We start from the raw sequence: 23337 nt of genomic DNA on the forward strand, positions 1-23337 counted from the left end.
GTGTCCTAGCCGTAGATGATGCGACGCAGCTGCCGGAGGGTGAGCTCGGGCGGCGCGACCGCGCGGTATGTGAGATCCGCCGAGATCTGTTCGAAGATCGCCGCGTTCAGCAGGCCCTGACCTTGCAGTTCGCGGTGGCGGCGACGGACGAATTCCTCGGTCGTCTCGTCGAAGTAGGCGAGCACGTCCTGGATGACCCGCAGAGCCTCGCCCCGCTGGAGCGGGGTGCTGCGGGTGAGGTGGTCCACCAGGTCGTCGTGCATTCGTTGATCCTGAAGGAAGAGCCCTCCGAGTGCAACAATCCTGCCCGGTTTCGGGCAGGGGCGCGTCGAAAACTGGCCCCGATGCGGGGCAATCGGGTTGGGGGTTCCCCCTGCTCCTCAAGAGCTTGGGGGAGGGCGGGAAAAATCCGTCGCGGAGCGGCGGCCTAGAGCCGTTTCAGCACCGCCTGCTTGGCAGCGGCGAACTCCTCGTCGGTGAGTATCCCCGTCCGATGAAGCTCCCCCAGTTCGCGGAGCCGCCGCAGCAAGGCGTCGTGGTCGTCCTCCGCCGGGGTGGCGGGCGCGGGCGCGGGCGTCGCCGCCAGGGCAGGGGCCGCCTCCGAGGGCTCCGCCGAGGCCGCCGCCGGATGAGGCAACCGCGCCTGCACGGCGGCGGCGACCAGCGCCATCAGCGGGTCCTTCTTGAAGCCCCACAGCTCCACCGAGTTCGGGTCGTACTTCGGCGGGGCCTTGGTGGGCGCGTGCCGGACGGTGAAGCGGAGGTAGCCGTTCTCCAGGCCCGCCGAGGGGTGCCACTCCACCGCCGCGACCTCGGAGAGGGCCAGCGTGCGCGTACCGGACGCCGACTTCGCCTCCTCCGTCTTCCAGTTCCACTCCAGGCGGACGGTCTCGCCGTCGAAGCTCGCCGTGCCGTCCCCCGCCGACACCGAGAGCGGCACCGAGGGCCCCGGCAGCAGATAGCTGTCGCAGGGCGCGGTCGGCACCTGCTCGATCAGCAGCGCGTTGCGGACCTCGTCCACGACGTACTCCGCGACCCCGTAGCGGTCCGAGTCCACCGACAGCTGATACGGGTCGGCGGCCTCCCCGAGCTTGCCCCCCGTGGCCTGAAGCAACGGGTCCGCGCCGTCCCGCAGACGCAGCCTCAGACGCCCCGACTTCTTGCCCTGTTCGAAGGCGATGCCCGCCAACGCGCCCAGCGGCACGGCCAGTTCTCCCAGCGTCTTGCGCAACAGAGAAACGTTCTTGTCGCGTCCCGGCACCAGGCGCAGCGTCTCTCCGTCGAAGGTCCATGTTCCGTCGCGCTGGATGATTTCCGCCATGGGAGGATTCTTCCACTGGCGGGCGGCCGAAGTGGTCTACACCCTTGACCCGCCACGGGGTGCAAGGTACGCATGGTGACCGTTCGATTGCGATGCACCACAGTGATGGCCCGTCGAAGGGACCCGCTCGTGAGACAGCACCAAAGATCGACCCGTCTGTTCGGCTCGTTGCTGCTCGTCGCCGCGGCCGGACTCTCGTCCGTGGCCGCTGTGCCCGGCGCCGACGGCGGAGCGAAGGAGGCCGCCACGGCCACCACCCCGACCCCGCTCGGCCAGGTGATCCCGGCCCCGGCCTCCGCCGACCCGGGCGGATCCCCGTACGAGATCAACTCCAAGACCCGCATCCGGGTCGACGACTCGCGTGACGCGCGCAGGATCGGCGGCTATCTCGCGGGCGTCCTGCGCCCCTCCACCGGCTACTCCCTGAAGGTCACCGACGACGGGGGCCGCGACGGCATCCGGCTGCGGCTCAGCTCCAAGGACAAGTCCCTGGGCGACGAGGGCTACCGCCTGGAGTCCAGGCGGGGTTCCGTCACCATCACGGCCCGCAAGCCGGCCGGGCTCTTCTACGGCGTCCAGACGCTGCGGCAGCAACTGCCCGCGGCCGCCGAGAAGAAGACGAAGCAGAAGGGGCCCTGGCTGGTCGCCGGCGGCACGATCAAGGACTCGCCCCGCTATACGCACCGGGGCGCGATGCTCGACGTGTCGCGGCACTTCTTCTCGGTCGACAAGGTCAAGCGCTACATCGACCAGATGTCGCTCTACAAGGTGAACAAACTGCACCTGCACCTGAGCGACGACCAGGGCTGGCGCATCGCCATCGACTCCTGGCCCAAGCTCGCGACGTACGGCGGCTCCACGCAGGTCGGCGGCGGCAAGGGCGGCTACTACACGAAGGCCCAGTACAAGGACATCGTCCGGTACGCGGCATCGCGGCAGCTGGAAGTCATCCCCGAGATCGACATGCCGGGCCACACGAACGCCGCGCTCGCCTCGTACGCCGAGCTGAACTGCGACGGCGTCGCGCCCCCGCTCTACACCGGCACCGAGGTCGGCTTCAGCTCGCTGTGCGTCAAGAAGGACGTCACGTACGACTTCGTGGACGACGTCATCCGGGAGATCGCCGCCCTGACGCCCGGCAAGTACATCCACATCGGCGGCGACGAGGCGCACTCCACCAGCCACGAGGACTATGTGGCGTTCATGAACAAGGTGCAGCCCGTGGTCGCCAAGTACGGCAAGACCGTGATCGGCTGGCATCAGCTGACCGGCGCCACGCCCGCCAAGGGCGCCGTCGCGCAGTACTGGGGCTACGACGCCACCGGTGCCGCCGAGCGCGAGCAGGTCGCGAACGCGGCGAAGAACGGCACCAAGCTGGTGCTCTCGCCCGCCGACCGCGCCTACCTCGACATGAAGTACAACAAGGACACCCCGCTCGGCCTGTCCTGGGCGGGCCTCGTCGAGGTGCAGCGCAGTTACGACTGGGACCCGGGGACGTACCTGAAGGGCGCGCCCGCGGACTCCATCCTCGGCGTCGAGGCGCCGCTGTGGTCGGAGACGCTCTCGACCTCCCAGAACATCGAGTACATGGCGTTCCCGCGGCTGCCCGGCATCGCCGAGCTCGGCTGGTCGCCCGCCTCGACGCACGACTGGGACGCGTACAAGGTGCGCCTCGCCCAGCAGGGGCCGCGCTGGGACGCGATGGGCATGGACTACTACAAGTCCTCGCAGGTGCCCTGGCCGTCGAAGTAGCGCACGGCTCAGCATGAGAGCGGGGCTCCCGGGGACCGTCCCGGGAGCCCCGCTCGGCTCGTGTGGTGACTACGCGATCGGGTTCTTCAGCGTCCCGACCAGTTGCAGGGCCCCCGACGGGTCGGCGAGGTCCACCATCTGTTCGTTGTCCCGAAGCTGCAGCCGGTTCAGGCAGGAGCGCGCGAACTCGGGGGCGAACATGTCGTACTGCTTGAACTTGTCGGCCAGTTGGGGCGTGGCCTCCTGGTACGTCGTCACGCACTCGGCGACGGCACCCCAGAACGTCTCCTCGTCCACCAGGCCCTCGGTGACGAGGTTCGCGGACAGGAAGCGGAAGAAGCAGTCGAAGACGTCCGTGAAGATCGACAGGAGCTTCTGGTCGTCGGGGACCTCGACCCGCAGGCGCTCGACCGCGGGCGGCAGGACCGCGTCCGGGTCCATGACCGCGATCTCCTCGGCGATGTCCTTGAAGATCGCCCGCTGTACGACGCCGTCCTTCAGGACCAGGATGACGTTCTCGCCGTGCGGCATGTAGACGAGGTCGTACATGTAGAAGCTGTGCAGGAGAGGCGTCAGGTAGGCGTGCAGATAGCCGCGCAGCCACTCGGCCGGGGTGAGTCCGGAACGCTCGATGAGGGCTCCCGCGAAGGACGCGCCCTCCAGGTCGGTGTGCAACAGCGAGGCCATGGTGGCCAGTTGCTCGCCCTCGGCCAGGGAGGGGACGGGGCTCTCGCGCCACAGGGCCGCGAGCATTTTGCGGTACGGGGAGTAGCGGTCGGTGGCGGCCTCGTACTCCAGGTGGCGATAGCCGACGGCCGCGCGCTCGCGGATGATCGTCAGTCCGGTCGACTTGAGGGTCTCGTCGGAGTCGATGAGGCCCGCGAGCCAGTCGTTGATCGCCGGGGTCGCCTCCATGTACGCGGCCGAAAGTCCGCGCATGAAGCCCATGTTGATGACCGAGAGGGCCGTTTTGACGTAGTGCTTGGCCGGGTCGCTCTTGTTGAAGAAGGTACGGATCGACTGCTGGGCCAGGTACTCGTCGTCGCCCTCGCCCAGGCAGACCAGATGCCGCTGGGCGACCTCGGCCGCGAAGGTGACGGACAGCTTGTTCCACCACTGCCAGGGGTGTGCCGGGATCAGGAGGTAGTCCTCCGGGTCCAGGCCCTGGTCACGGAGTTTCCGGTCGAAGCGCTCCAGGGTCTCCTGGCCCAGCTCGGCCCGGAAGAACGACTCGTAGTCGATGCCCGCGCCCGCCGTGAACGCGGCGCGCTCCTTGCTCGCCGCCAGCCACACGAGGCGTACGGGGCTCGCGGTCTCGGGAGCGTACGAGAGGTACTCGTGCACCCCGAAGCCGAGCCGGCCGTTGTTGGCGACGAAGCAGGGGTGGCCCTCGGTCATGCCCGTCTCGATCTCCTGGAAGCCGGAGCGGGAGAGCTCGGCGGCCGGGATCGCGGGCTTGGTGAGTTTGTAGCAGGTGCCGGAGAGGGTGGAGGAGATCTCCTCCAGGTAGACCGGCAGGATCTCGTCGCTCAGGCCGAGTGCCGTACGCAGCTCGACGAAGAAGTCGAGGGCGTTGAGTGGGAGTTCGGTGCCGTCGCGGTGCCGGGTGATGGAGGCGGCGTCGACCTGCCAGTGGTCGAGCCGCAGCCGCTTGGCGGTGAAGCGGTAGCGGGTCAGGGCGTCGTCGCTGCGGATGACGTATGTGTCATCGCCCAAAGGCTCCGGGGTGAAGAGTCGCTCGTGGGAGAACTCGGCGATGGCCTTGCGGATGAGGAGGCGATTGGCCTGCTCCCAGCGCTCGGGGGTCAGGTGCGCCGTTGCGTCGGACAGGGTCATATCGCCGATTCCCTTTCGCGTACTGCTGTTTCGAACTGTTCGCGGGTGCAGAAGCTCAGCAGAGCCTTCTTCTCCGGCTTCTGGATGATCTCGGCCGCCCGGAACCCGACGGCTTCGTTGAGGGTGTGCACGGCCTTGTTGTCGACGTCGGGCTCGACCACCACGCGCTCGGTCGCCGGGTCGGCGAAGAGCGTCGCCATGACCTTGGTGATCACGTCCCGGGTGAAGCCGGGGATGCGGACGTCGGAGGGCGCGGTGAGGAAGTGCATGCCGACGTCGCCGGGCTCGGGGTCGTAGAGGCCGACCAGCTCGACGTATCGCGGGTCGTAGCGCTCCATCAGGAAGGCGGGGACGCCTCTGTGCAGGCCGATGAACGCGTCGTGATGCTCGTGGGCGGCGATCGCCATGTACTCGCGCTCGACGTCCGGGAGCGTCGCGTCCTGCATCATCCAGAACGCGGCTTTGGGGTGGGTGACCCAGCCGTGCAGGAGCTCGGCGTCCTTCAGCGGGTCGAGGGGGCGCAGGGTGAGATCTGAAAGGTTGCTCATACGGCGAACTCCTGGAACGCGATGGACTTCTCGACGGGGTAGTACTCGGCGCCGAGCAGCTCACCGATGATGTACGCGTTGCGGTACGGGCCCATGCCCAGGTCGGGGCTGGTCAGGGAGTGGGTGTGCACGGCGCCGTTCTGCAGGAAGATGCCGCGCCCCGTGGTGTCGATCGAGTAGTTGCGGGCGACCTGGAAGCGGCCTCGGCCGTCCCAGCGGATCCGGTCGCGCACGGGCTCCAGGAAGTCGGGCGTGACGTACTGGTAGCCGGTGGCCAGGATCAGGCCGTCGGATTCCAGCTCGAAGTCCTTGCCCTGCTCGTCCTGGCGCAGGCCGAGGGTGTAGGTGCCGTTCTCGTGACGGGCGCTCTGGAGCGAGGAGTTGGTGAGCAGCCGCGTCGGCACCGGGCCGCCGAGGTTCTTCTGGTAGAGGAGATCGAATATCTCGTTGATCAGGTCACCGTCGATGCCCTTGAAGAGCGTCTTCTGCTGGTCCTGGAGGCGGTAGCGGGTCGCTTCCGGCAGGGCGTGGAAGTAGTCGACGTACTCCGGAGAGGTCATCTCCAGCGTCAGCTTGGTGTACTCCAGGGGGAAGAAGCGCGGGGAGCGCGTGACCCAGTTGAGCCGGTAGCCGTGGACGTCGATCTCGCTCAGGAGGTCGTAGTAGATCTCGGCGGCGGACTGGCCGCTGCCGACGAGCGTGATCGATTCCTTCTTCTGGAGCTCCGGCTTGCTCTGCAGATAGCGGGAGTTGTGGATGAAGTCCCCGCCGAGGTCCGCGCACGACTCGGGGATGTGCGGCGGGGTGCCGGTCCCGAGGACGAGGTGGCGGGCCCGGAAGGTGTCGCCGGTGGTGGTGTGAACGACGTACAGGTCATCCGCGTACGTCACCTCGGTGACCGTCGTGCTGAAGCGGACCGAGGAGAGTTTCGCGGCGGCCCAGCGGCAGTAGTCGTTGTACTCGGTGCGCAGGGGATAGAAGTTCTCGCGGATGTAGAAGGAGTACAGCCGCCCCGATTCCTTCAGGTAGTTGAGGAAGGAGTACGGGGACGTGGGGTCCGCGAGGGTGACGAGGTCGGACATGAACGGGGTCTGGAGGTGGGCGCCCTCCAGGAACATGCCCGAGTGCCACTCGAAGTCCGGCTTGGACTCCAGGAAGAGGCCGGTCAGCTCGTCGATGGGTTCGGTCAGACAGGCGAGGCCGAGGTTGAAGGGGCCGAGACCGATACCGATGAAGTCCAGTGGCTCTCGTGATTCTCGGTGATCAGGAAGCGCGGTCAAGGGTCTCTCCCAGGTACTGCTCGGCGTGGCCGGCGATCAGATCGAGTACGGCCGTGATGTCGGCGACCGTGGTCTCGGGATTGAGCAGGGTGAACTTGAGGTACTGGCGCTCGCCGACCTTGGTGCCCGCGACGACGGCGTCACCGGAGGCGAACAGGGCCTTGCGGGCGTACAGGTTGGCGCGGTCGATGGCGGTGGGGTCGCAGATCGACTCGGGGATGTAGCGGAAGACGAGCGTCGACAGCTGGGGCTCCACGACGACGTCGTAGCGGGGGTCGGCGGCGAGCAGCTGCCAGCCCTCGTCCGCCAGGTCGCAGACGGAGTCGAAGAGCTCGCCGATGGCGTCGGCGCCCATCACACGCAGCGTCATCCACAGCTTGAGGGCGTCGAAGCGGCGCGTGGTCTGGAGGGACTTGTCGACCTGGTTGGGGATGCGCTCCTGCACCATGCGGCGCGGGTTGAGGTACTCCGCGTGGTACGTCGCGTGGCTCAGAGTGGAGCGGTCCCGCACCAGGACGGCGGAGGAACTCACCGGCTGGAAGAAGGACTTGTGGTAGTCGACGGTCACCGAGTCGGCGCGCTCGATGCCGTCGATGAGGTGGCGATTCTTCCGCGAGGCGAGCAGACCGCAGCCGTACGCCGCGTCGACGTGCATCCAGGTGCCGTACTGCTCGCAGAGTTCGGCGATCTCGGGGAGCGGGTCGATGGAGCCGAAGTCGGTGGTGCCGGCGGTGGCGACGACCGCCATGGGGGTGAGGTCGTTGTCGCGGCAGCGTTCCAGTTCGCGGGCGAGTGCCACGGTCTGCATGCGCTTGTTGTGATCGGTGGGGATGACGATCACGGCGTCCTCGCCGAGGCCGAGCAGTGTCGCGGCTTTCTGGATGCTGAAGTGGCCGACCTCGGAGGCGAGGATGCGCAGTTCGGTGGGGGGCTTGCCCGCCTTGGCCGCCTCTTCGCGGGCGAGCAGCATGGCCTGCAGGTTGGACTGCGAGCCGCCACTGGTGAACACGCCGTCGGCGGCCGGGCCGAGCCCGATGCGCTCGGCTGTCCAGTCGATGAGGCGGCGCTCGATCAGTGTGCCGCCGACGGACTGATCCCACGTGTCGAGGGAAGAGTTGACCGCGGAGAGCACCGCCTCGCCGAGCACGGCCGGGATGACGACCGGGCAGTTGAGGTGCGCGAGGTAGCGGGGATGGTGGAAGTACACGGCGTCGCGCAGGTAGAGCTCGTCGAGCTCGTCCAGGGCGGCGATGGTGTCGTGCAGGGGCTCGTCCAGGTCGACGGCCGCGATGCGGGGCGCGAGGTCGTCGACACGGACGCCGGTAAAGGGGCGTGAGGTGGTGGCGATTCTGGCCGCCACCCGCTCGACTCCTTCGGTCACGGAGCTGCGGTAACGCTCCGCGGTGGTGTCGTTGAGCAGGTGCGAGCGCATGAACTTCCTCTGGGTGAGGGGACTTGGGGGAAGTGAGGTAAGCCTAACCTAACTAACCTCGTGGATAAACCCAGGGGGTCCTTGCGGTCACAAGGAGGCAGAAAAACGGAACAGCCCTCTCCGAAATGCGGAGAGGGCTGTGGTGCGAAAGCGTCCGGGGGAGTGTCAGCTGACCTTCTTGGCCTTCTCGATCGCGTCGGCGAGGTCCTCGAGGATCGGGGCGCACTTGGCGTACGAGTAAATGGGCTCGGTGACGCGGGGGATGACCTGGCCGACCTTGACCGCGGGCAGCTTCGCCCAGGTCGGCTTGGACTTGTCCAGGGCATCGGGCTGGAGGGCCGAGGTGCGGTTGTCCATCATGATGACGTCCGCGCCGTGCTTGTTGACGTTCTCCCAGCTCAGGTTCTCGAACCAGCCGCCGCTCTCCTTCTTGGCGCCCTCGGACGGCTCGACGAAGTTCACGCCCAGGGACTTGAAGTACTCCAGGTCGGCGGAGAGGTTCGTGCCGGAGACGTAGAAGATGTCCTGGCTGGCCGAGCCGACCATGACCTTGATGTCCTTGTTCGCCTTGGCGACCTTGCGCAGCCGCTCGGCGGCGGCCTCGAAGCGCTTCTTCGCCTTGACGACCTTCTCGGCCTTCACGTCCGCGCCGAGCGACTCGGCGAGCGAGAGGAGACGCTGGAGGGGCTGGGTCATCTGGCGGTCGTAGACGGAGACGCCGACGCTCGGGGCGACTTTAAGGATCTTGTCCTTGCTCTCCTCCGGGACGTACCAAAGGGTGCCCGCGTCGTCGAACATCGTGGAGACGAGGAGGTCGGGGGCGAGGCCCGCGTACTTCTCGATGTTGAACTGACCCCATTCGTTGCCGATGACCGTCAGCTTGCTGATGTCCATGTCGCCGGCCTGGACGTCCGCCTTGCCGTCCTTGGTCTTCGTCGGGCCGAAGACACCCTTGACCTCGACGCCGTAGTCGAAGAGGGCGGCGGCGACGCCGGTGAAGGCGACGATGTTCTTCGGAGTGCCCTTGGCCTTGGCGGTCGTGCCGCGGTCGTCCTTGAAGCTCCAGGCGCCGGAGTCACCGGAGTCCGCGGCGCCCGAGCCGTCCTTCTTCTCGTCTCCGCAGGCTGCCAGCAGGGCCGTGAGGCCGAGGGCGCCGCCTGCGGCGAGGATGCCGCGGCGGGAGGGCTGAGGGAAGCGGGCGTGGGACATAGGGGAGTCTCTGCTTTCGTGAGGACGGCGGCGCGGCGGGGCCACTGGCCGGAACTAGCGCTTAGGTTAACCTAACCTAACGAGCTGTCCAGTGGCCCCCGCGAACGCCTTCCCCGGCGCGGGGATCGTTATCCCGCGAAACCCAGCTCGCGGGCGATCAGCATGCGCTGCACCTCGCTGGTGCCCTCGCCGATCTCCAGGATCTTGGAGTCCCGCCACATCCGTGCCACGGGATATTCGTTCATGAAGCCGTATCCGCCGTGGATCTGGGTGGCCTCGCGGGCGTTGTCGACGGCGACCGTGGAGGAGTACAGCTTCGCGATCGCCGCCTCCTTCTTGAAGGGCTCCCCGCCGACCAGCCGCGACGCCGCGTCCCGCCAGCCGACCCGGGCCATGTGCGCCCGCATCTCCATGTCGGCGATCTTGAACTGGATGGCTTGATTCGCCCCGATCGGCTTGCCGAAGGCGTGCCGCTCCTTGGCGTACTTCACGGATTCGTCGACGCAGCCCTGTGCGAGGCCCGTCGCGAGCGCGGAGATCGCGACCCGGCCCTCGTCGAGAATCCGCAGGAACTGGGCGTAGCCGCGGCCCTCTTCGCCGAGGAGGTTCGCCACCGGCACCCGCACGTCCGAGAAGGACAGCTCGCGGGTGTCCGAGGCGTTCCAGCCGACCTTCGAGTACGGAGCGGCGACCGTGAACCCGGGCGTCCCGGACGGCACGATGATCGAGGAGATGAGCGGACGGCCGTCAGCCTTGCGGCCGGTCACTGCGGTGACCGTGACCAGGCCCGTGATGTCCGTGCCCGAGTTGGTGATGAAGCACTTGGAGCCGTTGATCACCCACTCGTCGCCGTCCCGCACCGCGGTCGTGCGCGCAGCGCCCGCGTCCGAGCCGCCGTCCGGCTCGGTCAGGCCGAAGGCGCCGAGGAGCTCACCGGAGCACAGGCGCGGCAGCCACTCCTGCTTCTGCTCCTCCGTGCCGAAGAGGTGGATCGGCATGGCGCCGAGCGAGACACCCGCCTCCAGGGTGATCGCCACCGAGGAGTCGACCCGCGCCAGCTCTTCGAGCACGATGCCGAGGGCGAGATAGTCGCCGCCCATCCCGCCGTACTCCTCGGGGAAGGGCAGGCCGAACAGGCCCATGCGGCCCATCTCGCGGACGATCTCGTACGGGAACTCGTGGCGTTCGTACAGGTCGCCGATCTTCGGGGCGACGACCTCGTGTGCGAACTCCTCGACGGTGCGGCGGAGTTCCTCGTGCTCGGGGGACAGACGGTGGTCCATCGGTCTTCACTGCTCCTGGTGGGAGGTGCCCGACAGGGCACGGACGGTGCGGGAAGGGCTGGGTCGGCCCAGTTGTTCGGCCATCCACGCGCTGGTGGCGGTGAGCTTGCCGAGATCGACGCCTGTCTCGATGCCGAGACCGTCGAGCATCCATACGAGGTCTTCGGTGGCGAGATTGCCGGTGGCGCTCTTCGCGTACGGACAGCCGCCGAGGCCGCCCGCCGAGGAGTCGACCGTGCGCACGCCGTGCTGCAGGGCGGCCAGGGTGTTGGAGAGCGCCTGGCCGTACGTGTCGTGGAAGTGCACGCCGATGCGGTCCGTCGGCACCCCCGCTTCGTTCAACTCGGCGAGCAGGGCGAGGACGTGGCCCGGTGTGGCCACGCCGATCGTGTCGCCGAGACTCAGCTCGTCGCAGCCCATGTCCAGGAGCGCCTTCGCGGTGCGGACGACCTGGGCGACGGGCACCGGGCCCTCCCACGGGTCGCCGAAGCACATGGAGAGATAGCCCCGCACCCTTACCTGCTGCTCGCGGGCGCGGGCCACGACCGGTGCCGACATGGCGAGCGCCTCGTCCATGGTGCGGTTGAGGTTGGCCTTGGCGAAGGACTCCGTGGCGCTGACGAAGACGGCGATGCTGCGGACGCCGAGCGCCAGGGCGCGGTCGAGGCCCCGGTCGTTCGGCACCAGGACGGGGAGCGTTGCCGCCGCCTCCTGTTCGAGGTCCCGTACCAACGGGAAGAGCTGCTCGGAATCGGCCAGTTGGGGCACCCACTTGGGGTGCACGAAGCTGGTCGCCTCGACGGTCGTGAGGCCCGCGGCGGCGAGGCGGCGGATGAACTCCGCCTTGATCTCGGTGGGGACGACCGCCTTCTCGTTCTGCAGGCCGTCCCGTGCGCCCACTTCATAGATGCGGACGCGGGCCGGGAGGTCCTGGGCGGGGACGGTCATGGGAAGGGCGCCGGGCCGGGCTTGGGTGGGCCCGGTGGGCCCGGTGGGCCCTGGGTCGGTGGTCATCGCGAGTCGTCTCCCTCCGTCTCGTCGGGGATCACCACGGCCAGGATCTGGTCCATGGCGACGGTCGAGCCCGGGGTGACGTCGAGTTCGCTGACGGTGCCCGCGTGCGGGGCGGAGATGACGTGCTCCATCTTCATGGCCTCTACGACCAGGAGGCTCTGCCCCTGGGTCACGTGATCGCCGGTGGACACCTTGACGACCGTGACCGTGCCGGGCATGGGGGCGGTGAGGGCGTCGGCCCCGCCGTGGGCGGCGCCGGTGAGGCTCGCCTCCACCGGGTCGTGGTCCTGGACGTGCCAGGCGTCGCCGTCCCTGCCGAGCCAGTCGGCGGCGCGGTGGAACGTGTGGGCGAGGCCGTCCACGTGGACCGTGACGCGGCCGGGCTCCACGGTGTGCGGCCCCTCGCCGGCGACGTGTGCCACGGGCTCGTGTCCCGGTACGCGCAGGTTGTGCCTCAGGGGGGCCGGGGTGCCGCCGAGGCGCCAGCTGTTCGGGGCCGAGAAGGGGTCCCGCCAGCCGTCACCGGTCGGTTCGAGGGCGGCGGCGCGGACGGCTGCCGCTGCTTCATACACCTCGTCGGGCACCCCTTCGGGGATGAGGCCGTCCGCCTCGCGTTCCACCAGGCCGGTGTCCAACTCCCCGGACACCACGGCCGGGTGGGTGAGGAGGCGGCGCAGGAACCCCGCGTTGGTCGGCACGCCCAGGGTGACCGTCTCCGCGAGTGCGGCCCGCAGCTTGCGCAGGGCGGTCGGGCGGTCGGGGCCGTACGCGATGACCTTCGACAGCATCGGGTCGTACAGACTCCCGACCTCCGTGCCCTCGCTCAGGCCGGAGTCGGTCCGCACCCCGTCGCCCTGCGGCTCGTGCAGCGCGAGGACGGTCCCGCCCGACGGCAGGAAGCCGCGGGAAGGGTCTTCGGCGCAGACGCGGGCCTCGATCGCGTGGCCCGTCAGCGTGATGTCCTGCTGGCCGTACGGCAGTTCCTCGCCGGCGGCGACCCGCAGCTGCCACTCCACCAGGTCGATGCCGGTGATGAGCTCCGTCACCGGGTGCTCCACCTGGAGCCGTGTGTTCATCTCCATGAAGTAGTACGACGCCGGGTCCTTGCCCGGGACGATGAACTCCACCGTGCCCGCGCCCGCATAACCGCAGGAGCGCGCCGCCTGGACCGCCGCCTCGCCCATCGAGGCGCGCGTGGCCTCGTCCAGCAGGACGCTGGGGGCCTCCTCGATGATCTTCTGGTGGCGGCGCTGGAGCGAGCACTCGCGCTCGCCCAGGTGGATCACGTTGCCGTGGCCGTCCGCCAGGACCTGGATCTCGATGTGCCGGGGGCGGTCGATCCACCGCTCCACGAGCAGTGTGTCGTCACCGAAGGAGGACCGCGCCTCGCGCCGTGCGGCGGCGATCTCGTCCGCGAGCAGGGCGGCGTCGCGCACGAGCCGCATGCCCTTGCCGCCGCCGCCCGCCGACGGCTTGAGCAGCACCGGCATGCCGATCTCCCGGGCCGCCTCGGCCAGTTGGGCGTCGGTCAGGCCGCTGCCGGAGGAGCCGGGGACCACCGGGACCCCGGCGGCCTCGACCGTCTCCTTGGCCCGGATCTTGTCGCCCATCAGGTCGATCGCCGAGGCGGGCGGGCCGATGAAGACCAGACCCGCCTCCGTGCAGGCCCGTGCGAACTCCGCGTTCTCGGCGAGGAATCCATAGCCCGGGTGGACCGCCTGGGCGCCGCTGCGGGCCGCCGCCTCCAGGAGCCGCTCGGCCGAGAGATAGCTCTCGGCGGCCGGTGCCGGACCGAGGCGTACGGCCGTGTCCGCCTCCCGCACGTGCCGGGCGTCCGCGTCCGCGTCGCTGAACACGGCGACCGAGCGCACGCCGAGCGCGCGCAGCGTCCGGATGACGCGGACCGCGATCTCGCCCCTGTTGGCGACCAGAACCGTGTCGAACATCGTCCCTCTCCCCGGTGTGGGCCCTTGCTGGATGTCGCTCATCGTCCGCCCCTCACATCCGGAAGACGCCGAAGCCGGGTTCGCCCAACGGAGCCTCGGCGCACGCGGTCAGGGCCAGGCCGAGGACCTGCCGGGTCTCCATGGGGTCGATCACGCCGTCGTCCCACAGCCGGGCCGTGGCGTAATAGGCGTTGCCCTGTTCCTCGTACTGGGCGCGGACCGGGTCCTTGAAGGCTTCCTCGTCCTGCGCCGACCACTCCTCGCCGCGCGCCTCCAGCTGGTCGCGCTTGACGGTCGCGAGGACCGAGGCGGCCTGCTCGCCGCCCATCACGGAGATCTTGGCGTTCGGCCACATCCACAGGAAGCGGGGGGAGTAGGCCCGGCCGCACATGGAGTAGTTCCCCGCGCCGTACGAACCGCCGATCACGACGGTCAGCTTCGGCACGCGCGTGCAGGCCACCGCCGTCACCATCTTGGCGCCGTGCTTGGCGATGCCGCCCGCCTCGTAGTCCCGGCCGACCATGAAGCCGGAGATGTTCTGCAGGAAGACGAGGGGGATGCCGCGCTGGTCGCACAGCTCGATGAAGTGGGCGCCCTTCTGGGCGGACTCGGAGAACAGAATGCCGTTGTTCGCGATGATGCCGACCGGGTGGCCGTGCAGGTGGGCGAAGCCGGTCACGAGCGTCTGGCCGTACTCCGCCTTGAACTCGGCGAAGCGTGAGCCGTCGACCACGCGCGCGATGACCTCGCGGACGTCATAGGGGGTACGGGAGTCCGTCGGCACCGCGCCATAGAGCCCGAGGGGGTCGACCTTCGGCTCCTGGACCGGGCGGACGGACCAGGGCAGTTCGCCGCGCTCGGGGAGAGTGGAAACGATCGTCCGCACGATCCGCAGCGCGTGCGCGTCGTCCTCGGCGAGGTGGTCGGTCACTCCGGAGACCCGGGAGTGGACCTCACCGCCGCCCAGCTCCTCGGCCGTCACGACCTCACCGGTCGCGGCCTTCACCAAGGGCGGGCCGCCGAGGAAGATCGTCCCCTGATTGCGCACGATCACCGCCTCGTCGCTCATCGCGGGGACGTACGCGCCGCCCGCCGTGCACGAGCCGAGCACGGCGGCGATCTGCGGGACGCCCGCGCCGGACATCCGCGCCTGGTTGTAGAAGATCCGCCCGAAGTGCTCGCGGTCCGGGAAGACGTCGTCCTGCATGGGCAGGAAGGCGCCGCCCGAGTCCACCAGATACAGACAGGGGAGGCGGTTCTCCAGCGCGACCTCCTGGGCGCGCAGATGCTTCTTCACCGTCAGGGGGTAATACGTGCCGCCCTTGACGGTGGCGTCGTTGGCGACGATCACGCAGGTGCGCCCGGAGACCCGGCCGATGCCGGCGATGACTCCGGCGGCCGGGGCGTCCCCGCCGTACAGACCGTCGGCCGCGAGCGGGGCCAGCTCCAGGAAGGGCGAGCCCGGGTCGAGCAGGGCGTCCACGCGGTCGCGGGGCAGCAGCTTGCCGCGCGCGACGTGGCGGGCGCGGGCCCGCTCTCCCCCGCCGAGCCTGGCCGCCGCGAGCTTGGCCCGCAGGTTTTCGACGAGGGCGGTGTGCGCCGCCTCGTTCGTCCGCCATGCTTCGGACGCGGGATCAGCCGCGCTCGTCAGCACCGGTGCCTGCAGCATCAGTCGAGCCCCCTTGCTCGGTTAATGAGCGTTAACGCGTTTCCATCAGGTTAACGAGCGCTAACCGCCCTGTCTAGAATTGATTCCATGGCCACCAGAACCGACGCCCCCACCCGACGCGAGCAGATCCTCAGGGAAGCCGCCAGGCTCTTCGCCGAGCGCGGCTTCCACGGCGTCGGCGTGGATGAGATAGGAGCCGCCGTCGGCATCAGCGGGCCCGGCCTCTACCGCCACTTCGCGGGCAAGGACGCGATGCTCGCCGAGCTGCTCGTGGGCATCAGCGGACAGCTCCTGACGGGCGGCAAGCGGTGTGTGGCCGACGCGGACGGATCGCCGGAGCGGGTGCTCGACGCGCTCATCGAGGGGCACATCGACTTCGCCCTCGACGACCGCTCCTTGATCACCCTGCACGACCGTGAGCTCGACCGCCTGCGGGACACCGACCGCAAGCTGGTCCGCCAGCTCCAGCGGCAGTACGTGGAGATCTGGGTCGACGTCGTGCGCAAGGTCTATCCGAACCTCGCGGAGAACGCCGCCCGCGTCTGTGTGCACGCGGTCTTCGGGCTGCTCAACTCCACGCCGCACCTGAGCCGCCGCGACGCGCTGCCCAGCCGCAGCGCCATGGCCCGGCTGCTGCACGGCCTCGCGCGCGGGGCCTTCGCGGCGGCCGTGGCGTGACGGGAGCGACAGGGCTTCTCTCTGGACGGTCCGGTGACCGGCGGGTAACGTTGATCTGAGCAAGCGCTTAGTCCGTGCTTGGACCACAGTGAGCCGCTGGGGCCGTCGTAGCAGAGGGAGTTTTCCGTGCGCCGTACCGTTTTCAATGAGGACCACGAGGCGTTCCGGGAGACCCTGCGCGCCTTCATCGAGGCCGAGGTCGTACCGGTCCACGACGAGTGGTTCGCCGCGGGACAGGTGCCGCGCGAGTTCTACTACAAGCTGGCCGAGCTCGGCCTGTTCGGCATCAACGTCCCCGAGGAGTTCGGCGGCGCGGGCCTGGACACCCACAAGTTCGAGGCCATCCAGTACGAGGAGACCGCCCGCGCGGGCGTCACCTTCGGCGGCTCCGGCGTCCACGTGCTGCTCGCCCTGCCCTACATCAAGGCGCTCGCCACCGACGAGCAGAAGAAGCGCTACCTGGAGAAGTTCGTCTCCGCCGAGGAGATGTGGGCCCTCGCGATGACCGAGCCGGGCACCGGCTCCGACCTCGCGGGCATGAAGAGCACGGCCAAGCTCTCCGAGGACGGCACGCACTACGTCCTCAACGGCTCCAAGACCTTCATCACCGGCGGCGTGCACGCCGACCGCGTGATCGTCTGCGCCCGGACCTCCGCGCCCACCGCCGAGGACCGCCGCTACGGCATCTCCCTCTTCGCCGTCGACACCAAGTCCGAGGGCTACTCCATCGGCCGCAAGCTCGACAAGCTCGGCCTGAAGACCTCCGACACCGCCGAGCTCGCGTTCGTCGACGTCAAGGTTCCCGTCGAGGACCTCCTCGGCGAGGAGAACAAGGGCTTCTACTACCTCGGCAGCAACCTCCCCTCCGAGCGCTGGGGCATCGCCTACGGCGCGTACGCGCAGGCCAAGGCCGCCGTCCGGTTCGCCAAGGAGTACGTCCAGGACCGCACCGTCTTCGGCAAGACGGTCGCCTCCTTCCAGAACACCAAGTTCGAGCTCGCCGCCTGCCAGGCCGAGGTGGACGCCGCCGAGGCCGTCGCCGACCGCGCCCTCGAGGCCCTGGACGCGGGCGAGCTGACCGCCGCCGAGGCCGCGTCCGCGAAGCTGTTCAACACCGAGGTCGCGCACCGCGTCATCGACAAGTGCCTCCAGCTGCACGGCGGCTACGGCTTCATGAACGAGTACCCCATCGCCCGCCTGTACGCGGACAACCGCGTCAACCGCATCTACGGCGGCACCAGCGAGGTCATGAAGATGATCATCGCCAAGAACATGGGCCTCTAAAGCAGGAACACGGGCCTGTAAAGACCGCCCTGTAGAACTGGATTCATGAACAAGGCACTTGAGTCACTCCTCGATCTGCTCGACCTGGAGCAGATCGAGGAGGACATATTCCGGGGCGTGAGCCGTTCGGCGATCGTCCCGCGCGTCTTCGGCGGCCAGGTGGCCGCCCAGGCGCTGGTGGCGGCAGGGCGCACCGTCGCCGCCGATCGGCCCGCCCACTCCCTGCACGCGTACTTCCTGCGTGCGGGGGACCCGGGCGCGCCGATCGTCTACACCGTCGACCGGATCCGCGACGGCCGCTCGTTCACCACCCGCCGGGTCGTCGCCGTCCAGCACGGGCAGCCCATATTCCACCTCTCCGCGTCCTTCCAGACGTACGAGGAGGGCCTTGAGCACCAGACGGGCATGCCGTCGGCCCCGGACCCGGAGACGCTCCCGACGGCCGCCGAGATGCTGCCCCGCCACCTGCCTGCCCACGTCGCCGAACGCCTGATCGAGGCCCGCGCGGCCGTCGACCTGCGCTACGTGGACGCACCCCCATGGGCCTCGGTGGGGCAGCCGCGCGAGCCGCGCTCCCAGGTGTGGTTCCGCACGAACGGCAAGCTCGACGACTACGCGCCCGACCCGCTGCTGCACGTCTGCCTCGCCACGTACGTCTCCGACATGACACTGCTCGACTCGGTGCTGCTCGCGCACGGCCGGGGCGGCTGGGCGGTCGGTGACGTCGTGGGCGCCTCGCTCGACCACGCGATGTGGTTCCACCGCCCCTTCAGGGCGGACGAATGGCTCCTGTACGACCAGGAGTCGCCCTCGGCGTCCGGCGGGCGCGGACTCGGCCAGGCGCGGATCTGGACGCGGGACGGGCGGCTCGCGGTGACGGTGATCCAGGAGGGCGTGGTCCGCGTCCCGCGCTGAACGCCGTTTCGCGTTCCCCGCTGATGGGACATACCGTCCGATACATGAGTGAGCAACCGTCAGAAGGTGGCGGCGAGAGCACCTTCACCGTCATCGTCGCCGCCGTCGCCAACCTCGGCATCGCCGTCGCCAAGGCCGTCGCCGGTGTCATCAGCGGGTCGAGCGCCATGCTCTCCGAAGCGGCGCACTCGCTGGCCGACACCGTCACCGAGCTGATGCTGCTCGTCTCCCTCAAGAGCAGCGAGCGGCCCGCCGACGAGGAGCATCCGCTCGGCTACGGAGGGGCCCGTTACATCTGGGCGCTCCTCGCCTCCGTCGCCACTTTCGTGGGCGGTGGCGTGTTCGCGCTCTACGACGGCATCCACACCCTCACGCACGCTGAGGACCCCGGCGACCCCCTCGTCTCGTACATCGTCCTGGGAATCGCCTTCCTCCTGGAGGGCTACTCGCTGCGGACGGGACTCAAGCAGGCGAGCGGCGAGGCGGACCGCTTCGGGGTGCACATGAAGCGCTATCTGAGGCACACCCCCGACACCGCGGTGAAGGCCGTCGTGATGGAGGACTCGGCGGCGCTCGCGGGCCTCGTGCTCGCCGCGGCCGGGCTGCTGGGCGGGCAGCTCACCGGCTCCGGCGTGTGGGACGGTGTCGCCTCGCTGTGCATCGGCGTACTGCTCGTGTACGTCGCCTGGGTCCTCGGGCACGCCAACTCGGAGCTGCTCATCGGGCGTCCGCTGCCCAGGGAGATGCGTGACGCGGTGCGGGCCGAACTGCTCGCCGACCCGCACGTCGTGGACGTACTGGAACTGACCACGCTGCTCCAGGGGCCCAAGGAGGCCCTGGTCGCCGCCAAGGTCGACTTCCGGGACATGTCCACGGCCGGGGACATCGAGCGCGCCTGCGACCGGATGGCGCACCGCATCCAGGAGCGGTTCCCGGCGGTCAGCCGGGTGTACCTGGACCCGACGCCGGGCCCGGATCAGGCTCCGGGGGTGAGCCCCGCGGCGTCCAGCAGGTAGGCCGTCATGGGGTCGTAGAAACGCGGGCTGGTGACGTGGTCGTCCAGCGGGACCGTCACCTGGACGGTGCCCTCGGCCTCGCCGATGAACAGCGCCGGGTCGTTGCAGTCCGCGTACCCGAGGGAGTCGATGCCGCGCTGGCCCGCCCGTCCCGCCCAGCCGTGGTCGGCGACGACCAGGTCCGGCAGCGGGCGTCCCTCGCGCTCCAGGCCGTCGAGGATCGCGTTCATCGGTTCGGGGGAGTGCGTGTGCCAGAGGGTCGCGCCGCGCTCAAGGACCGCCACGTCCGCGAACTGGAAGACCATGCCCTCGTCGGCCGTGAGGCCCTCCGGGATGACGACGATCTCGCAGCCCTCCGCGCGCAGGGCCGCAGCCGTCGCGCGGTGCACGTCGAGCAGGCCTCCGGGGTGGCCGGTGGCGAAAAGGACCCTCTCCTTGCCGGCCGCCGCCTTGCGCAGGCGCGCAGCCATCCGCTCCAGGGCGTCGACCGTCAGCTCGGGGTCGATGGTGTCCTGTCCGTGCCGGAACTCGGCGTCGTCGATCACGCCGCACCGCTCGGCCATCACCGCGAGGACGTCCTGCTCGTCGGTCCAGCGGTCGCCGAGCTCAAGACCGAGCCAGTAGTGGCGGTCGCCGTTCGCCAGCTTCCTGTAGTGACTGAGGTTGTTCTCGCGTGGCGTGGCGACATTGCCCGCGATGCGGGAGCGTACGAGGTGGTCGACGAGGGCGGCACGGCTGGGTATCGGCATGGGGTCCATTCTGCTGGACGCTGGCGCTTTGCTTGAGCGGATTGGGTTCGTTTTCGTCCGCGGGTCGTTCGTGGCTGGTCGCGCAGTTCCCCGCGCCCCTTACGGGGCGCCCCGTACCGCCCGCCACTTATCGGCCCCGGCCCAGCGCGAACCACAGTTCCATGCGTACGTCGGGGTCGTCCAGGTCCGCCTCCAGGAGTGACCCGCACCGGGTGATGCGCTGTCTGACCGTGTTGCGGTGCACCCCCAGCGCGGTCGCCGTGCGGTCCCAACTGCCGTGCAGGGAGAGCCAGGTGCGCAAGGTCTCCGTGAGCGCCTCGCTGCCGCCGAGCGGGGCGAGCAGCACGCGCGCGTGGGCCGCGGCCTCGGCGGGCGCCACCAGAGCGGCGATGCCCGCCTCCCGGTGCCGCACGAGCGGCGCGCGGGTGGCCTCGGCGCGGCGCAGGGCGCGGTCCGCCTGGGCGTCGGCGGCGGCCAGGTCGCCGGGTGCGGCGGGAGCGGAGACGCCGAGGGTCCAGCCCGGCTCACCGGTGAGCTCGCGGTCGGCGGGGAGCAGCAGCCGTACGAGGTCGCGCCCCGCGTCCGCGTCCACCAGGCCGCTGCCCAGCGCGGCGGCCAGGGCGGAGGCGGCCACGGAGTGCGTCACTGGGTCGTTGTGGGCATCCCCGCGCGCGTGCACCACGGTCCACTCACCGGCCCCCAGGAGAGGCGCCACATCGCCCACCGCCGAGCCGAGCAGCAGCCGCACCAGCGCCGCCGAGCGCGCGGAATCGGCGGCGCCCTGGTGCTTCCCGGTCAGGAGCGAGAGCAGTACGACGGCCACTCCGGTGATGGTGTGGTCCCCCGGCTCGCGCTGCTCGGCGGCGACCCCGAGCGTGAACCCCCGCCCGCCGCCGAGCGCGTACGCGGCGAGGTGGGTGCCGCCCACGGAGTCGGTGGCGGAGGCGGGGGTGGGGCCGGGCCGCCCCGAGGGACGCACGACTTCGGAGAGGTCGCGCACCGCCTGCCGCGCCCCCGCCGCCGGAGCCGCGCCCGCCGTGTGGAGCACCGTGCCGTCCGGGGCGTAGAGCGCCGCCCAGCCGCCCAGGCGTACCGCCAGCTGACGCAGCACCGCGGGCACCGGGTCCGGGCGCGCGGCGGCCGATGCGAGGCCCTGCTGTGCCTCGGTCACGCGGCGCAGCTCGGCGTGCCTGGCCTCCGCCACCAGCCGCCACACGGCGCGGGCGACCCCGCTGAACGTCGTGCGCGGCGGCACCTCGAGGAGCGGCAGGCCGTAGTGGTCGCAGGCCGTCACCAGGGCGCGCGGCACCGTGTCGTGCACGGGCGCGACGCCGAAGCCGAGGGCCGCGCCGCCCGCCTCGACGATCCGCGCCACGTAGTCGTCCAGATACACCCCCGCTCCCGCCGGGTCGGTGATGTGCACGCCCGCCGTCAGCAGCAGCTCGCCGCCCAGGAGGTACGGGTACGGGTCCGCCATCTCCGAGGTGTGCACCCACTGGACGGCAGCCCCGCTCTCCCCGGCGTCGGGGCCCGCGATCTGACGCAGGCCCAGGTCCTCCCGGGCGAGGAGCGCGGTCAAGGGGACGGGAGGGGTCGGGGGAGGAGCTGACGGGGCGAGGGGGTCCGACATGGTGGATGTTCCATCCATATTGATCACGGGGAGTGGATGAAACGTACACTTCAGCGTTGCTTTCCGGCCACCTAAGGTCGTGCCGACCCCAGGCCGCGGGTACGGGCGGATGTCCCCGCGACTGGTTGCCAGCCACCCCCCACTGGCACCACACCACCCCCATCTGCACGACACGCCACCGAGGTGCGCGAAGGAGGGCCCTATGGCCGTCGACTACACAGTGATCGTCGTCTATCTCGCCGGCATGCTCGCCATGGGCTGGTGGGGCATGCGCCGCGCCAAGTCCAAGAGCGAGTTTCTCGTCGCCGGGCGCCGCCTCGGGCCGTGGATGTACTCCGGCACGATGGCCGCCATCGTCCTCGGCGGCGCGTCCACCATCGGCGGCGTCGGCCTCGGCTACCAGTACGGGCTCTCCGGCGCCTGGATGGTCTTCACGATCGGCCTCGGGCTGCTCGCGCTGAGCGTCTTCTTCTCGGCGCGCATCGCCCGCCTGAAGGTGTACACCGTCTCCGAGATGCTCGACCTGCGCTACGGCGGTCGCGCGGGTGTCATCTCCGGAGTCGTGATGTGGGCGTACACGCTGATGCTCGCGGTCACCTCGACCATCGCGTACGCCACGATCTTCGACGTCCTGTTCGACATGAACCGCACGATCGCGATCATCCTCGGCGGCTCGATCGTCGTCGCGTACTCGACGCTCGGCGGCATGTGGTCCATCACGCTCACCGACATGGTGCAGTTCGTGGTGAAGACCATCGGCGTACTGCTCCTGCTGCTGCCCATCGCCGTCGTCAAGGCCGGTGGCTTCAGCGAGATGAAGGCCAAGCTGCCCACCGAGTACTTCGACCCGCTGGGCATCGGCGGCGAGACGATCTTCACGTACGTCCTGATCTATACGTTCGGCATGCTCATCGGGCAGGACATCTGGCAGCGCGTCTTCACCGCGCGCAGCGACAAGGTCGCCCGCTACGGCGGCACCGTCGCCGGTACTTACTGTCTCGTGTACGCCATCGCGGGCGCCGTCATCGGCACGGCGGCCAAGGTCATGTACCCGAAGCTGCCGAGCGCGGACGCGGCCTTCGCGACCATCGTCAAGGACGAACTGCCCATGGGCGTACGGGGCCTCGTGCTCGCCGCGGCGCTCGCCGCCGTGATGTCCACGTCCTCCGGAGCGCTCATCGCGTGCGCGACCGTGGCCAACAACGACATCTGGTCGCGGCTGAGGGGTGCCGTCGCCCCGAAGGAGGACGGTGAGGCGCACGACGAGGTGAAGGGCAACCGCCTCTTCATCCTGATCATGGGCATCGCCGTCGTCTGCATCGCGATCGCCCTCAACGACGTCGTCCAGGCACTCACCGTCGCCTACAACCTGCTCGTCGCCGGGCTGCTCGTGCCGATCCTCGGCGGGCTGCTGTGGAAGCGCGGCACCGCGCCCGGCGCCCTCGCGGCCGTCACCGCCGGTGGGCTCTCGGTCATCGGGCTCATGTGGGGGTACGGAATCCTCGCCAACGAGCCGGTCTACTACGGCCTGCTGATCTCGCTCGGCGTGTACGTCGTCGTCTCCCTCGCCACGAAGCCGACCGACGCCGAGGTCCTCGCGGCCTGGCGCGAGCGGCTCGCGGGCCGGGGGTCCGAAGAGGAGGCGGAACCGGAGACTCCGGTGACTGTCTAGTTTTTCCGCGCGGCCCACGGCCCGCGCCGGCGCCCCTCCCGGCGCCACTGTCAGTGGGCCGCGCGACACTTGTCCCAGCAGCACAGCAACACTCGTACCAGCA

Annotated in this window: 19 protein-coding genes; 6 read left to right on the forward strand and 13 right to left on the reverse strand. The window is 69.7% G+C overall.

From position 1 onward, the window contains the following. Positions 1-5 precede the first annotated feature (5 nt). A complete protein-coding gene (locus AB0I94_RS12460; protein ID WP_363309460.1) occupies positions 6-263 on the reverse strand; it encodes a hypothetical protein in 258 nt (85 codons plus the stop codon). A gap of 164 nt (positions 264-427) precedes the next feature. Continuing rightward, entirely contained in the window at positions 428-1321 is an 894-nt protein-coding gene (locus AB0I94_RS12465) for a DUF4429 domain-containing protein (protein ID WP_363309461.1), read from the reverse strand. Between the two features lie 129 nt (positions 1322-1450). On the opposite strand from AB0I94_RS12465, the gene AB0I94_RS12470 reads away from it, so the two are divergent. Continuing rightward, positions 1451-3073: a beta-N-acetylhexosaminidase gene (locus AB0I94_RS12470; RefSeq protein ID WP_363309462.1), complete on the forward strand. Its 1623-nt coding sequence runs from the start codon at positions 1451-1453 to the stop codon at positions 3071-3073. Positions 3074-3142: 69 nt separating this feature from the next. Here the strand turns inward: AB0I94_RS12470 and AB0I94_RS12475 are convergent, their stop codons facing one another. The 9 genes from AB0I94_RS12475 to AB0I94_RS12515 form a co-directional block, all read right to left on the reverse strand. Then, positions 3143-4909 (reverse strand): IucA/IucC family siderophore biosynthesis protein, encoded by a 1767-nt coding sequence (locus AB0I94_RS12475; RefSeq protein ID WP_363309463.1) that lies wholly within the window; start codon positions 4907-4909, stop codon positions 3143-3145. Further along, on the reverse strand, positions 4906-5457 hold the full coding sequence (locus AB0I94_RS12480) for a GNAT family N-acetyltransferase (protein WP_363309464.1): 552 nt from the start codon (positions 5455-5457) through the stop codon (positions 4906-4908). The genes AB0I94_RS12475 and AB0I94_RS12480 overlap by 4 nt, the downstream gene beginning before the upstream one ends. After that, positions 5454-6689: a lysine N(6)-hydroxylase/L-ornithine N(5)-oxygenase family protein gene (locus tag AB0I94_RS12485; RefSeq protein ID WP_363309595.1), complete on the reverse strand. Its 1236-nt coding sequence runs from the start codon at positions 6687-6689 to the stop codon at positions 5454-5456. Before AB0I94_RS12485 ends, AB0I94_RS12480 begins: the two co-directional genes overlap by 4 nt. A 31-nt stretch (positions 6690-6720) precedes the next feature. Next, positions 6721-8169 (reverse strand): aspartate aminotransferase family protein, encoded by a 1449-nt coding sequence (locus AB0I94_RS12490; RefSeq protein WP_363309465.1) that lies wholly within the window; start codon positions 8167-8169, stop codon positions 6721-6723. A 165-nt stretch (positions 8170-8334) separates the two neighbouring features. Then, the gene (locus tag AB0I94_RS12495; protein WP_363309466.1) at positions 8335-9378 is read right to left on the reverse strand and encodes an ABC transporter substrate-binding protein; all 1044 of its coding nucleotides are present in this window, start codon (positions 9376-9378) and stop codon (positions 8335-8337) included. A gap of 128 nt (positions 9379-9506) precedes the next feature. Further along, entirely contained in the window at positions 9507-10661 is a 1155-nt protein-coding gene (locus AB0I94_RS12500) for an acyl-CoA dehydrogenase family protein (protein ID WP_363309467.1), read from the reverse strand. 6 nt (positions 10662-10667) lie between these two features. Further along, on the reverse strand, positions 10668-11675 hold the full coding sequence (locus AB0I94_RS12505; RefSeq protein WP_363309468.1) for a hydroxymethylglutaryl-CoA lyase: 1008 nt from the start codon (positions 11673-11675) through the stop codon (positions 10668-10670). Next, positions 11672-13621 carry an acetyl/propionyl/methylcrotonyl-CoA carboxylase subunit alpha gene (locus AB0I94_RS12510; protein WP_363309597.1) on the reverse strand — a complete coding sequence of 650 codons (1950 nt, stop codon included), beginning with the start codon at positions 13619-13621 and terminating at the stop codon, positions 11672-11674. Before AB0I94_RS12510 ends, AB0I94_RS12505 begins: the two co-directional genes overlap by 4 nt. A gap of 52 nt (positions 13622-13673) precedes the next feature. Then, positions 13674-15290, reverse strand: a complete 1617-nt coding sequence (locus AB0I94_RS12515) for a carboxyl transferase domain-containing protein (protein WP_363309470.1) — start codon at positions 15288-15290, stop codon at positions 13674-13676. Between the two features lie 87 nt (positions 15291-15377). Here AB0I94_RS12515 and AB0I94_RS12520 point away from each other — a divergent pair, with 87 nt between their 5' ends. The 4 genes from AB0I94_RS12520 to AB0I94_RS12535 all read left to right on the forward strand — a co-directional run bounded on the left by AB0I94_RS12520 (position 15378) and on the right by AB0I94_RS12535 (position 19183). After that, positions 15378-15968, forward strand: coding sequence for a TetR/AcrR family transcriptional regulator (locus AB0I94_RS12520; RefSeq protein WP_363309471.1), 591 nt, complete (start codon positions 15378-15380; stop codon positions 15966-15968). A 126-nt stretch (positions 15969-16094) separates the two neighbouring features. Next, positions 16095-17252 carry an acyl-CoA dehydrogenase family protein gene (locus AB0I94_RS12525; RefSeq protein ID WP_150218539.1) on the forward strand — a complete coding sequence of 386 codons (1158 nt, stop codon included), beginning with the start codon at positions 16095-16097 and terminating at the stop codon, positions 17250-17252. A gap of 45 nt (positions 17253-17297) precedes the next feature. After that, positions 17298-18167: an acyl-CoA thioesterase II gene (locus AB0I94_RS12530; protein ID WP_363309472.1), complete on the forward strand. Its 870-nt coding sequence runs from the start codon at positions 17298-17300 to the stop codon at positions 18165-18167. Positions 18168-18211: 44 nt separating this feature from the next. Then, positions 18212-19183, forward strand: a complete 972-nt coding sequence (locus AB0I94_RS12535; protein ID WP_363309473.1) for a cation diffusion facilitator family transporter — start codon at positions 18212-18214, stop codon at positions 19181-19183. Here the strand turns inward: AB0I94_RS12535 and AB0I94_RS12540 are convergent. Then, the gene (locus AB0I94_RS12540) at positions 19144-19941 is read right to left on the reverse strand and encodes a phosphatase (RefSeq protein ID WP_363309474.1); all 798 of its coding nucleotides are present in this window, start codon (positions 19939-19941) and stop codon (positions 19144-19146) included. The genes AB0I94_RS12535 and AB0I94_RS12540 overlap by 40 nt on opposite strands. Before the next feature lie 118 nt (positions 19942-20059). Beyond that, positions 20060-21562, reverse strand: coding sequence for a PucR family transcriptional regulator (locus AB0I94_RS12545; protein ID WP_363309475.1), 1503 nt, complete (start codon positions 21560-21562; stop codon positions 20060-20062). 202 nt (positions 21563-21764) lie between these two features. Here AB0I94_RS12545 and AB0I94_RS12550 point away from each other — a divergent pair, with 202 nt between their 5' ends. Continuing rightward, entirely contained in the window at positions 21765-23234 is a 1470-nt protein-coding gene (locus AB0I94_RS12550; protein ID WP_363309476.1) for a sodium:solute symporter, read from the forward strand. Positions 23235-23337 lie beyond the last annotated feature (103 nt).

Origin of the sequence: Streptomyces sp. NPDC050147 (assembly GCF_040660195.1) — a bacterium.
GTDB lineage: Bacteria > Actinomycetota > Actinomycetes > Streptomycetales > Streptomycetaceae > Streptomyces.